15 protein-coding genes and 4 pseudogenes are annotated in these 11,992 nt (G+C 43.7%); 8 read left to right on the forward strand and 11 right to left on the reverse strand.

Translation table 11 applies throughout. The features are described 5' to 3' along the window. Nucleotides 1–408 (forward strand): IS3 family transposase (locus tag HRQ85_RS25740; RefSeq protein ID WP_172380945.1); only part of this gene is annotated, 408 nt, incomplete at its 5' end. A gap of 88 nt (nt 409–496) precedes the next feature. Here the strand turns inward: HRQ85_RS25740 and traL are convergent. The 4 genes and pseudogenes from traL to HRQ85_RS25755 form a co-directional block, all read right to left on the reverse strand. Beyond that, nucleotides 497–799: a type IV conjugative transfer system protein TraL gene (gene traL, locus HRQ85_RS25745; protein ID WP_172380946.1), complete on the reverse strand. Its 303-nt coding sequence runs from the start codon at nt 797–799 to the stop codon at nt 497–499. Nucleotides 800–808: 9 nt separating this feature from the next. Beyond that, nucleotides 809–1,087 (reverse strand): type IV conjugative transfer system pilin TraA, encoded by a 279-nt coding sequence (traA, locus tag HRQ85_RS25750; protein ID WP_172380947.1) that lies wholly within the window; start codon nt 1,085–1,087, stop codon nt 809–811. 240 nt (nt 1,088–1,327) lie between these two features. Continuing rightward, nucleotides 1,328–1,411 (reverse strand): annotated as a pseudogene (locus HRQ85_RS26440) (TraY domain-containing protein); the annotation flags it as partial. Nucleotides 1,412–1,433: 22 nt separating this feature from the next. Then, nucleotides 1,434–1,919 (reverse strand): hypothetical protein, encoded by a 486-nt coding sequence (locus tag HRQ85_RS25755; protein ID WP_172380948.1) that lies wholly within the window; start codon nt 1,917–1,919, stop codon nt 1,434–1,436. Between the two features lie 871 nt (nt 1,920–2,790). On the opposite strand from HRQ85_RS25755, the gene HRQ85_RS25760 reads away from it, so the two are divergent. The 3 genes from HRQ85_RS25760 (at nt 2,791) to HRQ85_RS25770 (ending at nt 5,119) form a co-directional block, all read left to right on the forward strand. Next, entirely contained in the window at nt 2,791–3,147 is a 357-nt protein-coding gene (locus tag HRQ85_RS25760) for a hypothetical protein (protein ID WP_172380949.1), read from the forward strand. A gap of 28 nt (nt 3,148–3,175) precedes the next feature. Next, a protein-coding gene (locus tag HRQ85_RS25765; RefSeq protein ID WP_172380028.1) for an IS3 family transposase occupies nt 3,176–4,326 on the forward strand; the annotation gives its coding sequence in 2 pieces (ribosomal slippage) (nt 3,176–3,419 and nt 3,419–4,326; 1,152 coding nt in all). Further along, a complete protein-coding gene (locus HRQ85_RS25770; RefSeq protein WP_253918887.1) occupies nt 4,316–5,119 on the forward strand; it encodes an ABC transporter ATP-binding protein in 804 nt (267 codons plus the stop codon). Before HRQ85_RS25765 ends, HRQ85_RS25770 begins: the two co-directional genes overlap by 11 nt. Before the next feature lie 96 nt (nt 5,120–5,215). Here HRQ85_RS25770 and HRQ85_RS25775 read toward each other — a convergent pair. Continuing rightward, nucleotides 5,216–5,465, reverse strand: a pseudogene (locus tag HRQ85_RS25775) (DDE-type integrase/transposase/recombinase); the annotation flags it as partial. 173 nt (nt 5,466–5,638) lie between these two features. Here HRQ85_RS25775 and HRQ85_RS25780 point away from each other — a divergent pair. Next, nucleotides 5,639–5,896 carry a hypothetical protein gene (locus tag HRQ85_RS25780; protein WP_172380950.1) on the forward strand — a complete coding sequence of 86 codons (258 nt, stop codon included), beginning with the start codon at nt 5,639–5,641 and terminating at the stop codon, nt 5,894–5,896. A 58-nt stretch (nt 5,897–5,954) separates the two neighbouring features. Here HRQ85_RS25780 and HRQ85_RS25785 read toward each other — a convergent pair whose 3' ends face one another. The 3 genes and pseudogenes from HRQ85_RS25785 to HRQ85_RS25795 form a co-directional block, all read right to left on the reverse strand. Further along, nucleotides 5,955–6,956 (reverse strand): hypothetical protein, encoded by a 1,002-nt coding sequence (locus HRQ85_RS25785; RefSeq protein WP_172380951.1) that lies wholly within the window; start codon nt 6,954–6,956, stop codon nt 5,955–5,957. Between the two features lie 414 nt (nt 6,957–7,370). Beyond that, nucleotides 7,371–7,585: pseudogene (locus HRQ85_RS25790) on the reverse strand (group II intron reverse transcriptase/maturase); the annotation flags it as partial. Between the two features lie 224 nt (nt 7,586–7,809). Further along, on the reverse strand, nt 7,810–8,154 hold the full coding sequence (locus HRQ85_RS25795) for a hypothetical protein (protein ID WP_216655527.1): 345 nt from the start codon (nt 8,152–8,154) through the stop codon (nt 7,810–7,812). Nucleotides 8,155–8,236: 82 nt separating this feature from the next. Here HRQ85_RS25795 and HRQ85_RS25800 point away from each other — a divergent pair, with 82 nt between their 5' ends. Both HRQ85_RS25800 and HRQ85_RS26520 read left to right on the forward strand, forming a co-directional pair. Next, nucleotides 8,237–8,467 carry a hypothetical protein gene (locus HRQ85_RS25800; protein ID WP_172380952.1) on the forward strand — a complete coding sequence of 77 codons (231 nt, stop codon included), beginning with the start codon at nt 8,237–8,239 and terminating at the stop codon, nt 8,465–8,467. Continuing rightward, nucleotides 8,464–8,562: pseudogene (locus HRQ85_RS26520) on the forward strand (DUF2913 family protein); the annotation flags it as partial. The gene HRQ85_RS25800 and the pseudogene HRQ85_RS26520, both read left to right, overlap by 4 nt. Nucleotides 8,563–8,571: 9 nt before the next feature. Here HRQ85_RS26520 and HRQ85_RS25805 read toward each other — a convergent pair. The 3 genes from HRQ85_RS25805 to HRQ85_RS26345 form a co-directional block, all read right to left on the reverse strand. Continuing rightward, complete coding sequence (locus HRQ85_RS25805) at nt 8,572–9,591, reverse strand: CpaF family protein (protein WP_172380953.1); 1,020 nt, start codon at nt 9,589–9,591, stop codon at nt 8,572–8,574. Nucleotides 9,592–10,160: 569 nt separating this feature from the next. Next, nucleotides 10,161–10,364 carry a hypothetical protein gene (locus HRQ85_RS25810; protein WP_172380944.1) on the reverse strand — a complete coding sequence of 68 codons (204 nt, stop codon included), beginning with the start codon at nt 10,362–10,364 and terminating at the stop codon, nt 10,161–10,163. Between the two features lie 66 nt (nt 10,365–10,430). Beyond that, nucleotides 10,431–10,691: a lytic transglycosylase domain-containing protein gene (locus HRQ85_RS26345; RefSeq protein WP_253918888.1), complete on the reverse strand. Its 261-nt coding sequence runs from the start codon at nt 10,689–10,691 to the stop codon at nt 10,431–10,433. A 280-nt stretch (nt 10,692–10,971) separates the two neighbouring features. Between HRQ85_RS26345 and HRQ85_RS25820 the strand changes: the two genes are divergently transcribed. Then, complete coding sequence (locus HRQ85_RS25820) at nt 10,972–11,550, forward strand: DUF2913 family protein (RefSeq protein ID WP_172380954.1); 579 nt, start codon at nt 10,972–10,974, stop codon at nt 11,548–11,550. Nucleotides 11,551–11,992 lie beyond the last annotated feature (442 nt).

Consider the following 11,992-nt stretch of genomic DNA (forward strand, 5'->3'; position numbering starts at 1 on the left):
GTTGTGGGGTGGTCTTTATCCGATAAGCCCGATACCGAATTAGTCTCTAAAGCTTTGGACATGGCCTGGGAGCAACGAGGATGTCCGAAGAACGTAATGTTCCATTCAGATCAAGGTTGCCAATATAGCAGCCGCAACTATCGCCAAAGACTTTGGCGATATCGTATAACTCAAAGCATGAGCCGTCGTGGTAATTGTTGGGACAACGCTCCCATGGAGCGGCTATTTAGAAGCTTGAAAACCGAGTGGATACCAGCAACAGGTTACCTGACACAAGCTCAAGCTAAGAAAGACATCAGCCATTACCTGATGAGTTACTACAATCGGCAACGGCCTCATCAAACAAATGATGGGCTGTCGCCAGTGAATGCCGAAAATCGGCTTAAGTCAGTGTCCGGAATTTGTTGACCACTACACTGCAACCAATAAGAAGTTGAGCAGGCTTTTGATGGCTAACCTATCCCGCTTAATATACGGGTCCATAAGGGGGAGCTCCTTAGAAAATCCAATAACGTCGGCAGGCTGACGGGGTGCGTTTAAAGAACGTCGGGCTGATAAAAGAAGCGCCCCACCAATACAGGGACAAGATGATGATGTTGTCACCGTATTGCGTTTTGATGTAGCGCAGTCCCCCAAACCAGCCGAGGGATAAGGCCAAACCTATCATTTCATGCTTTACCCAAAAGGAGAGTCCGAAGATAAGTAAGGCCGGAGCAATTTCATCAACCGGGAAACCGAGCCATCGGTGCCCTTTGTTCATGTGTTTGGGTATAGAGAAAAACTGATGGGGATCTTCCATAGAGACTCCTTATCCCAGCCCAACGAGCGGCGCGCCAATGTTCCATAAAATGGATCCCCCGATGAAACCACCGACCGCCGCGAACCAATTACGAGTCATAAGACCAGAAACAACGGCCCCGACAAGACCGGTTCCCAGCATGGCGGTTTCAACCGCAGAGCCTTTACCTGCGGAGTCTTTCATTGCTTGTTTACCGCCAGCGAAGATATCGGCGGCTAAAGCAGGGTGTGTCACCAGAAGCGTAGACACGGCCAATCCAAGAGCAAGTGTTAGAGTGCGTGTGGTCATAATATTGTCCTTAATTAATTTAGATGTGTGGCAAATTGGTGCGTAAAAGGGTTGTCAGTTCAACTGTCACCTCGTTTTACGACCTAGGTGACGTTGTCTAAATAAACCCGTTGGCGAGGCGCTACTTTTGTATCTACAAAGAGGTTGTGAGTTCAAAGCGAGCTTTATTAGGGAGGGAAGTGCAAAAGTGGAATAAACCCTGACGTTGGATCTTTTATTCCGTAACAAAGCATCGAGATCTTAACTTGGTTTTCGGAACTTCATGCTTTTATCAAACTTTGCAAGGTGATTGCTGAGACGAAAGCTTGTTTCTTGCCCCTGTGTTCTCTTATTTTCTTAAGTTGAATTAATTACAAGTGCTGTAAGGGGTGGGCTGTTTGTTGCGTGCAAGAAAAAAAGTGGACTTATGCGTTGGGGTAAACATGTTCGAAACTTCTTGTAAGACGACTTTCTTGTTGATGTGCTGACGCCAGTTTTTTTGATTAAGCGTCTGATTGTGTTGTTTACGGTAGACGCGACTTACTTTTTGGAATTGCTTGATCTGTTTATCGGAAAGTTCGAACTGATGGTACTTTTTTCGTGACAAGGTGGGGCATTTTGTTATGTCAGTAAGTACAGTCTTCTTTTTGTTAGGAATAGGGCGTTGCACCCAAAAAATGTCACTCACATTAGGGGGCATCGGTGAATAAGTCAGTGCAGCAAATACGGCCTGGTCTGCGATGTGACCGATGGTTTTAACCCTTAATATAGGGGTGTTTTGGGTTAGGTGTTCATAGAGCTTTGTTTTGTGTTGGTCTTTGCAATAACCATACACGATGTGAAGAGTGCTCATGCGTATTACTCCTCTTGTTGAGCGTGACATAGCTTTGCATTAGGGAAGTGCAAAGCTATGTACTCTTACAAAAGAGTGTGCTTTAAGAGCGTAAAATTAGCTGGTATTCCCAGTCGCCTCAGTCGAAGACATGGTCACCGCCCCAGCAAGACGCAGGCGGTATTAGGTGATTTAAAAGTTAGGGATATTACGCACCCCGCGCCCCACGGCGCTCTTTGCGGTTAGTGAGAGCTGATCGTTTGAACAGTAGTCAGCTGCACATTCGAAGAGTAAACATTTTGTTACTTTTTGTAAGGAAAACTTTATGCACTTTGGGTGGGCTTTATGTATGGGCTCGTAAGATATAGATATTGAAAGCATAACGACACGACTAAATGGGCGCGAATCCCTAACAAAGAAAAAGAGAAGATAAAGGCTGCGCAGGCCAAAGAGTTTTAGGAGGATTGATGGTGTTAGCGCTACAGCAATTTATCAAAGAATAACGTATTCGAATTCCTCTTCACCCAGAGATGAAAGTTGCTGCAATTTGTGTTCCTGACGATTGCATGGAACCGGTGCGCTCTTCTACGTGTCAAACTTATTTGAATTGTTTAGAGAACGTCGCTGGTCAGATGGTTTTTGTAACTCTACTGATATTCGGTAAATCGCTTGTCTAATATCATCTGGGGCTCTAAAGGTGTGTCGTAAGTGATACCTTTACACCGTTAAAGACCGGCTGATTTGAAGGTATTTGTCTCCCAGTTATCAGGCAATGACTTTAGTGTTAGCAGAGCTTCTGTTTCTGATAATTCCAAGTGAAGTTTGGGGATCCAAGATTTTATCAATACATACTTTTGTAAAGTACTGTAGGGAACTAAAAAGGAAAGATTAAATGACTATTCTAGCTCCAGAAGAAGTGCTAGCTCATGCTAATTGTACTGTCGTGCGTCATGAATCATACGGCTCTACTAGTGTAAATCAAACTGAGATCGTACTATCAATCAAGACTAATTTTGATAACAATTCTTATGTCCAAGCCTTTATCATTGCTGTTCATGCTAATCCGGAGGGGACGACACAACAGCAAGAGTTGGCTTGCCTCATTGAATATAGTGATGGGCATACAGAGTTGTTTGACAAGCACTCGATATCGATCAATATCTCTCCAAGAGAAAGCGAGGTTCTCTCGATAGTTCGAACTCTTGTTTATCTGGGTGATCCGCACCAGAAGTTTTGGACACTGAGTTAAGTGAATACAATCACTAACGAGGTGGACAATGACAACTAAGAAAACACGAATCAAACATGCTCCTGAATTTAAAGCCGAAGCACTTAAGTTAGCAGAGAAAGTCGGTGTCGCTGCTGCCGCACGGCAGCTATCTTTATATGAATCTCAAATCTATGGATGGCGTAAAGCCGTAAAAAAAGACGCGAAAATCAGCGATAGAGAAAGAGAACTCACCACTGAAAATGCCAAGCTCAAGCGATTATTAGCAGAGCAAGCTGAAGAGCTAGATATCGTAAAAAAGGCCGCCACCTACTTCGCGAAAAATCTAAAATAGATTGCTATGAGTTTATGCTCGAACACCTGATGCAATATAGGATTGTCCGTATGGCTAAGGTGTTTGGGGTTTCTCGAAGTGGGTTTTATTATTGGATTGATAATCGCCATAAAGTCACTCAACGCAACGAGCACCGCAAGCAGCTTGATAACAAAGTTCGAGAAGYCTTTGATGATAAAAAGGAACGCGACGGTGCAAGGCGCATTCAAAAAGAACTTGAGGCAAATGGTAATAAGCACGATGTAAAAACCATTGCCGCGAGCATGAAGCGCCAGAGCTTAGTCGCGAAGGCCGCCCGTAAGTTCAAATGTACGACAGACAGTAAGCATAGGCTTCCTGTTGCCCCGAACTTGCTTGAGCAAGATTTCAATGCGACAGCACCGAACCAAAAATGGGCTGGAGATATYACYTATCTAGCGACAAGCGAAGGTTGGATGTATTTAGCCGTTATTATCGACCTGTACTCACGGCAAGTCGTTGGTTGGTCAATGAGCACCAGAATGACCGCAACTCTGGTCTGTGATGCACTATCAATGGCATTGTTCCGCAGAGGCATGCCAGAAGACGTGATTATCCATAGTGATAGAGGTAGCCAATATTGCTCAAAAGACTACCGAGATTTAATCGCAGCTCATAATCTAAAACAAAGCATGAGTAGGAAGGGGAATTGTTGGGATAACGCCGGTGTTGAAAGCTTTTTCCACTCAATGAAAGTAGAAGCCGTCCAATACGAGCCGATAATGACCCGAGAAGAGATGCGCCAAGCGCTTTTTGAATACATTGAAGTTGATTATAATCGAACAAGAAGGCACAGTGCTCTTGGGTATCTAAGCCCAGTTAACTTTGAAAAACAATATGTCGCTTAATGCGGTGTCCAGTCTAACTGGAGCAGATCAATTATCGGCCATCCATGAAAACTATCATCACGGCTCGTCTATTAATTGTGACAGTTTTCAGAGTGATGCACATCTGAGTACCGAGGCATATCTCTCATCTCGAATGAATGAGGCTCGCAGTAAATACACCGCGATGCTGATCACCTCTTTATTCTCGCTCTTACCCACCACTTCTTTGGTCGTTTTTTTGCTGTTTTCACCTCAGATAGATGCAGCGATTAAACTGGGGATTGTGGTCAACCTGACTCGTATCTACCATCTGCTTGCTTCGGCAAACGAATTAGTATCGATAATTATCCTACTCCCTAATATAAAAGGGCAACTTAGACTACTCACCAAATTTAATGACACTAAAGCACCATTTAAAATAGATACGCACACTGTTGAACTCAAAGATAATCAAACCCATAAACCAGTGAGCGCAAATGAGCTTCAGAGCTATCGTAACGGGTATCTCTCTGTTATTGGTTCGAACGGTTCTGGAAAAACCACTTACCTTAAAGACTATCAACGAAGTTCTGGCGCTCTGTATTTTAATCCCTCGTACCGCGTATGTTGGCCTTGGGAGTCGGAGCTGAATAAAGAAGACCTTTCTGACGGAGAGTACACCAAGCAATGCCTAGAATGGTTACTCAACCATACACAAGAGACGCTATTACTTGATGAATGGGACGCTTTTTTGGATAAAAAGAATAAAGCCGAATTGGAAGAGAAGATCGAATCTGCCTCAAAAACACGTTTGATTCTCCAAGTTCGTCAATAAGGGGGGGCAAAAACTGAAGATGTTTCTGAGGTGCTGTTTTTGGGTTTGTTGCAAAAAATCAGATGATACAGCTTAGCCTAGTGATAGGCTTCATGATTACTGGTAAACAACCTCAACATTGAAGAGGCGGTTCATGAAGGCGGAGCGCTCCAGCACAAGGGTTTTACGTTCATTACGACGTAACCAGAAATCAAACTGCCCTTTGTTCAACATCCGTAAGGATTCGGATCCCTGAATGGTTGACCAGGCTCGTTTTCGTATTTTAAAACCACCGGTACCGACAACGAGCTTCTTGATGGGGGCGTGGTCGGACCCCATTATTGAGAGACTTTACTTGTCGTTGCTCGCCCCAAAACTTGTCAATATTCAGGCTGAATATTCAGTCAAAGAGCAGAAGGACGTGATTGTCACCGTTGGGTTGGTCTGTCACACCTCTAACTAGATTTACGACAGAACCGTTGTGATTCAAAAATGAGTTTCGAAAAACCTTACATTAGCAAGTCATGAATAACTAGAGGTATGGCAAATAGCAAAACTGACGTGCAGAACGCAACGAATGATGTGTCGAAACCTCTGCCTTTCGAAGACCGCGCTCGCCTTAAGAAAAACATCAAGGCTGCCACCCTTCTAGAGCAGATCGCACAATTTACTTCTCATAGAGGATCGGGCTTGTTCAACACTTGGGATTTAACGTTAGCTACGCAACGCTTAATCCTTATCTGTTATATTTATTTGCTTCGGTCTAATTTAGAACAAGTGATAGGTGCAATTTCATGACACTTATTCAAGGAATTCTTAGACGCTTGCTTATCTCCCACCGAAGAGTACAACTTACTCAATAGTAATAAAGAAAATGCTTTTGACGATTTTGACATTTCATTTGTCGACAATTTTTCCAATGCAATAAAGTACTTATTTTTTTCTGATATTTGATGGCTTTACTATAGAGAAAAGAGCTAGTCGACCAAAAATAGACTTGATTAGACTCCAAAGCCATAAGGTGGAAATCAGATTCAATATCTTGCTCGACAAATAAATCATAAATAATGTGATAAGTCTCTAGCTCATCAGAATTATATCCTGACTGTTGTTCCTGCTGAGGTTTACCGATATTACGGCACCCTAGTAACAGCTTAGCGTTGCCTCTAACCTCCGAGTTACTATTGGTCTGCGCAATACGCTCTAGTCCAGGTGTTGCTATTTGGCAGCTTTTATAAGTACGAAGGTTACGCTTTAGGAAACTATAAAGTCTGTCTGGAGATATACTACCATTTTCAAATAAGGAAATTGAAAAGTTCAGCCCAGCTTCTTCATCTACCGAAAGAAAAAACTCCAACCATAATGTATCAAGCTCACCTGCAACAAAATAACTGTCGTCAAGATGTTCAACAAAGTACTGCAACATCGGTTCAAATGAGATAGGCGACTGAATTTTGAACAAAGTAGATACGGTATCCTCAACTCTCACACCTTTTGATAGTTGGTCGAGCAAAATACTAACTTCACTATTTGGATCTAGTGAGACTACCGCTGTCTTCGATAGTTGCTTAAGTAACTCAGACTTTTCTTTTTCTAACAGCTCTACTTTTTCTACAAGAGCTCGTGTCTTGGGATCTGCAAGAGCATCGTCTTGTACAGACTGAGGTACAATAACTTGGATTGTAGGAATAGGCTCACTAACAGTGTCCTTTGGTTTACTTTGTTCTAATTCAAGGCGTTCCTTTAGAACTTGAACTTGTTGTTCATTTAGGTATTTAGTACCTGCAAAAACAGCCCCACCAGTAGTGATTGCCACTGCGGTAATTATACGTAAAAATTGTTTACTATATATCTCCAAACCAACACCTAAGAAGTTTTTAAAACACGGTCAGGATACCACACCGTTAGGCAGGTATTACTGGGATAAATATAACATTCTCAATAACAGGCCGGCTCGTTTTTCTACCTGCTCGGCTTTCGCTTAATATATCATAAGCCACTAAAAATTATAGAAAATACATCGAGATATGCACTCTATCCTATCCATGATAGTGTCGCACTTATTATCTGAATTCTGGATTATCCATGAACTTGATATTAGATTTTGTAGGGAAAACGTACGCCCCTAAAAGCTGTTGAGCATTAGCTCTAAATAATAATGGTCGGGTGGACGACACTTGTTACCAAGTGCCGTCTCCCTAAGAACCCAGCGTGCAACTTTCACGGCACTAGGCTCAAGCCTCCACGAAGGCATCGTTTGATACCCAGCAACCTATAAAGCAGTTAGAGTAGCGTCGTTCCAAGAGTTACGAGCTTGCCTTTTTGATTTTCTCTTCGCCAAGTATTCTGGTATTGAGGGTCAAAAGGGTTCGCAGAACTCTTAATTTTCACGTGTCTTTCGATAGGCACTTTCGCTATTTGGAACAGATTGAAGTGACAGTCCATGTTCATGATTTTCTGCCAACCGTGAAATTGCCACTGGCCTTTAGGGGTAGAGAGGGAAAACGGCAAATATCCTACGTTAAGGAAGTACAAGGCTTTGTTGCCGAATTCAGCGAAAGAGCGAACGCTTGCTAAATCGTTCGCATTTTAAACAACAACCCATTTTCATCTCTCGGATTTTGGCGCGAAAATACAAAGGCATACGGCAGTAACTTAAAAAGTCATACCCTGCCATTCTTTGATAGACCGTTTGCTGTGATTTGTCGCGCTTAGCTTTTTCTTCTTCCCACTCTTGTTCTTGTTTTAAAAGTGCTTTTTCTTCGGATTTTGATAGCTGCATTTCGTTCATGTTGGCCTCTTTGTTTATCATGATATTCATCATCCCAATTCGACGCTGAAACGGGTGCATTATTGGATTGCTCATGTACGTAGTCATACGTTTTGGCAAGAGCAATCACGCTGTCCCTTTTGTCGTTAGGCAGACGTTCTAAAAGCGCATCGACGGATAATTGAAAGCGTTGGCCGGAGAGCTCATAACTGAGTCCACAGCCTTGGTGAGCCTCTTTGGCTAATTGATCGATAAGCGATGGGTAATCTGGTTTTTCAATGGTCATGACTCTATCCTTTTTGCATTTCACCGTAAGTCCGATACCATCGAGTTTCGTTGGTCAGTTGAGTAAAACAATGGAAGAAAAAATGAGGCTGGACACCACGACGCCGTGGTATTACCGAGCGGGGTTTGTATTAACCCTACTTTTTGTTATTGGTCCTTTGGCTTTGCCGCTAGTCTGGCTGTCTCCAGCTTTGTCCCGTGGGAAAAAAGGCGCGATAACACTGGCGATGGTGGCGTTTACTTGGGTTAGCTACCAAGCCTGGTTAGATATCGCACTTTTGGTAGACCAAATAATGGAATTGCATGCTTTATGAGTCGAAACCTTAAACACTATCAAGCCCTTGATGCGCTGGTAACTCATGCGCCGCTCGCACTCTATTGCACTATCAGTCAGCAAGGTGGGTTCTGGTTGGCCTCTTTATTTATCGTCTTTAAGGGGGACGTGAGTCGTTCCACTGAACTTAAATAACGGAATAAGTGTGCCGTTCGAGACTTCCGCTATCTCCGTGATTTTTCGTCCATAGCGTTCATGCCTACTGGCATGAACGAACACATCGACGTTTCCGGTGATTTGCTTGTGTGCCAAATCAAAATCAATCACCCCTTGCGACGCGATTAAATATTGAAGGCGTGACAGTGCATCATCACAACCGTTTGCATGAATCGTTGTCATACAACCACTGTGACCTGTGTTGATGGCTTGCAAAAAAGCGTCAGCTGCGCTGCTTTTTCTTATCTCACCCACCCAAATCCTATCTGGCCTCATCCGTAGAGAGGTTTCGATTAGGGTTTTCATTTCCACGTCACTATCGCTTCGTTTGGGGGACTCAAGCGAAACGGCATAGGGAAGCCAGTCGATATACAATTCTTGCGTGTGTTCGCAAATAATGACTCGCTCGGTCAAGGGGATGTAACGCGCTAAGGCGCGTAACAGTGTTGTCTTACCGCTCCCTGTGTTGCCAGAAACAATGATGTTCTTACCCGCTTTGATTGCTTCAATTAAGTAATCAAGCATGGCTTGATTCAACGCTCCGAACCCGACTAACTGCTCCGCTCTTATGTGCTGTTTAGGGGCAATTCGTAACGTCATCGTTGCGCCTTGTAGTGTCACATCAGGCAGAGTGGTGCACACCCTTGAGCAATCAGGAAGGCGCGCATCGAGATTAGGAGAAGAAGAATTGAGCGGCTGGTTGAGTGCGGTACTCAGTTGAATGATGAAGTCTTGAAAGGATTGGTTACTGTCAAAAGTAATGGGCGTTTTTTCTAACCGCCCGTTTCTCTCTATTGATATAGAGTCAAAACGGTCTACGAATATTTCCGTCGTATCAGGGTTTTCATACAACTCTCTGAGTGTCGTGAAATATTCCTCTACCCAGGACCATTGGTACTCTTTCTCTATCGGAACTTCACCAAACACCGTCATGATAGTGTTCGACATTTATTCACCTGTTGTTAGACGTTTGTCCACCGTTTTGGTGGGTAACTCAGTAATAGTGTGTGTTTCCAAAGCGTTGACCATTGCGATAGGCTTCCGTATATCGCAACGTCTTTGTGCAGAGCTTTGGGGGGCGAGAACGTTCACCATCACGGTTCGATATTCGACACGTCGTGTCTTTAATGATGGTCTCAGGATGCGTTTTCCATTGAACGCATATCGTCCTTGAGTTGTTGCTGTTACTCCCCGTCTCTCTTGTCTTAATGCACTCTTTATAAGCGCCTATTTGAACGGCGTAACCGGTCTTTGAATCGAAATTATCTGTGGTACTTCCGCTATCCGTCTTGGAGAGGCATGAAGAGAAGCTAGGTAAGGCCGGCTTAAAACGTTTGATGCGTTTTTTAAATGCCTTTTTTGAGTCACTACACCCTTGTCCACCCCCTGTCGGCAAGCACATCCAAATGCCGCACTCAGCATCACTCGTTGCGTTGACTTGTGAGCTGTAACCGGTGGAAGTGAAAGCCAAAAGCAGGGGCGAAAAAGCAATTGAGAGCATGAGTTTTATCGAGTTTTTATTCATCTTTGGTTTTCTCCCAGTTCTCACAGAGAGGGTCTACGGTCGCGAGGTGGTCTGACTGCAATAAAACAGAAGGTAGCGCCCCAATCCGCTCTCTGCGCTCATCAAGCGTTCGAGCAAAATCCAATTCGCGACTGTCTATCATCGTTGAAGGTAAACACTGCCACTTTTTGAGTAACTTAAATAACCACTGTTTCATCGAATATCTTTTTCTTTCAATTGTCCATAATGAGCCACTACTCGACTGACGTAGTGCTGCGTTTCTTTAAAGGGCGGAATGCCGAATGCCCCCGTACTTTCGAACGTTACCCTCCCCCGCGTTATAAGCCGCTAAAGCAAACCGAACATCATCGTATTGATTGAGTAATCGAGCGAGTAAGGCGGTGCCTCTCCCTACATTGGAATCCACATCAAAAGGGTCGATACCCACGCTGTTCATGTCCATCAATTGCATCAAACTTTCCGCCCCTTTGGGACTCTGAGCCCGCGCTTCAAAACGGCTCTCTTGAGTAATGACCGCTATCACCAACTCTGGAGGCGCTTGATAGTGCTTTGCGTATTTATTGATGGTCTCGCAATAACGAAGGCAGCCTTTAACTTTGGACGGGCCACTTGAGAGTGGTCACCCTTGCGATGAGGACCAACCGCTATAATCTCGACCAGCACTGGGAGCGAATGACGAGAGTAAAAAAACAGACATAAAAAGGGGGATTAAAATAAGGCAACGTCGCTTCATGCTTCCTCTCAGATGATGTGGGGTATTTTCTGGTAAACTCTTGTTTCAATTGAATAGATAGAATGAGTTCATGAGTCGAAACCTTAAACACTATCAAGCCCTTGATGAGCTTGTGACTAATGCGCTGCTCGCGCTTTATTGCACCATGAGTCAGCAAGGCGGGTTCTGGACAACTAAAAAAAGAAATGAGCTATTGGTTAAGTTCATCAAACCGAAACTGAAAAAGCCTCAGTTTTTGACGTGTAAAAATGAAATCAAAACCATGCTCAGTATTGGGCGCAGCGCAACTGGCAGCCTTGAGCAAAAGTTATGGGGTATCAATCGACTTAACCTTGAGTACCAGGCTAAATTTTCACAGGCGGATGAACTTTACATCATGTTGAGCGGTCTATTTGAGCAACATCAATTTCCATCGATGCTGGAAAACTCAGAAAAAGACCTTGAAAGGGATACGCTCTACATGAAAGAGAAAGGCATTGAAAATGGGTTTGATGAAGACAATAACCAAATCAAACCACTGGCCATGACGGTGAAAACCGAACGCTTGAAAGCGCTTATTGAAGCGGTGCAGGCCAATGGCATTTATCGTGTGGAAGTCGACCATGTGGATGAGCACGAAGTGATCCATCTTCTACTGCATAGAACATAGTCAGCGGTGTTAGCCATATAATGGAAATAGGAGTGTAGATGGCAAGGCCACGGTTAACGACATCACAATTTATCACAAAGTCTCAACAGAGATGGGGGGATAAATATGGCTACCAAAAGACAAAATACATCAACAGCCGGACGCCTGTTGTACTATTATGCCTTAAGCATCAGCAATACTTTACACAAACACCGAAAGCGCACTTTATAGCGAAACATGAGTGCTGTCCGCGATGCTACAAAGACCTAGCTGGTACCTTTCAAAATCAATGGCGAAAGGAAAAACAGGAGGAGACTAAACCGATAAAAAAAGAAACATGGTGCACGATTGATAAAGCCTTTTCCTCGTCATAGTTTGTCTTATATTTCCTTTTTCCCTTGGGTATAACGGTGTTTGGCTAAACACCCATTTTCAACCTTCATAGAAAGTTTGCCTATGTGGC

Origin of the sequence: Vibrio sp. Vb339, from assembly GCF_902751245.1 — a bacterium.
GTDB classification, from domain to species: Bacteria; Pseudomonadota; Gammaproteobacteria; order Enterobacterales; family Vibrionaceae; genus Vibrio; species Vibrio coralliirubri.

Coding starts and splice junctions, on each gene's coding strand:
- traL (WP_172380946.1), bottom strand. CDS start 799: ATGGAAGATCCCCATCAGTTTTTCTCTATACCCAAACACATGAACAAA.
- traA (WP_172380947.1), bottom strand. CDS start 1,087: ATGACCACACGCACTCTAACACTTGCTCTTGGATTGGCCGTGTCTACG.
- HRQ85_RS25755 (WP_172380948.1), bottom strand. CDS start 1,919: ATGAGCACTCTTCACATCGTGTATGGTTATTGCAAAGACCAACACAAA.
- HRQ85_RS25760 (WP_172380949.1), top strand. CDS start 2,791: ATGACTATTCTAGCTCCAGAAGAAGTGCTAGCTCATGCTAATTGTACT.
- HRQ85_RS25770 (WP_253918887.1), top strand. CDS start 4,316: ATGTCGCTTAATGCGGTGTCCAGTCTAACTGGAGCAGATCAATTATCG.
- HRQ85_RS25780 (WP_172380950.1), top strand. CDS start 5,639: ATGGCAAATAGCAAAACTGACGTGCAGAACGCAACGAATGATGTGTCG.
- HRQ85_RS25795 (WP_216655527.1), bottom strand. CDS start 8,154: ATGACCATTGAAAAACCAGATTACCCATCGCTTATCGATCAATTAGCC.
- HRQ85_RS25800 (WP_172380952.1), top strand. CDS start 8,237: ATGAGGCTGGACACCACGACGCCGTGGTATTACCGAGCGGGGTTTGTA.
- HRQ85_RS25805 (WP_172380953.1), bottom strand. CDS start 9,591: ATGTCGAACACTATCATGACGGTGTTTGGTGAAGTTCCGATAGAGAAA.
- HRQ85_RS25810 (WP_172380944.1), bottom strand. CDS start 10,364: ATGAAACAGTGGTTATTTAAGTTACTCAAAAAGTGGCAGTGTTTACCT.
- HRQ85_RS25820 (WP_172380954.1), top strand. CDS start 10,972: ATGAGTCGAAACCTTAAACACTATCAAGCCCTTGATGAGCTTGTGACT.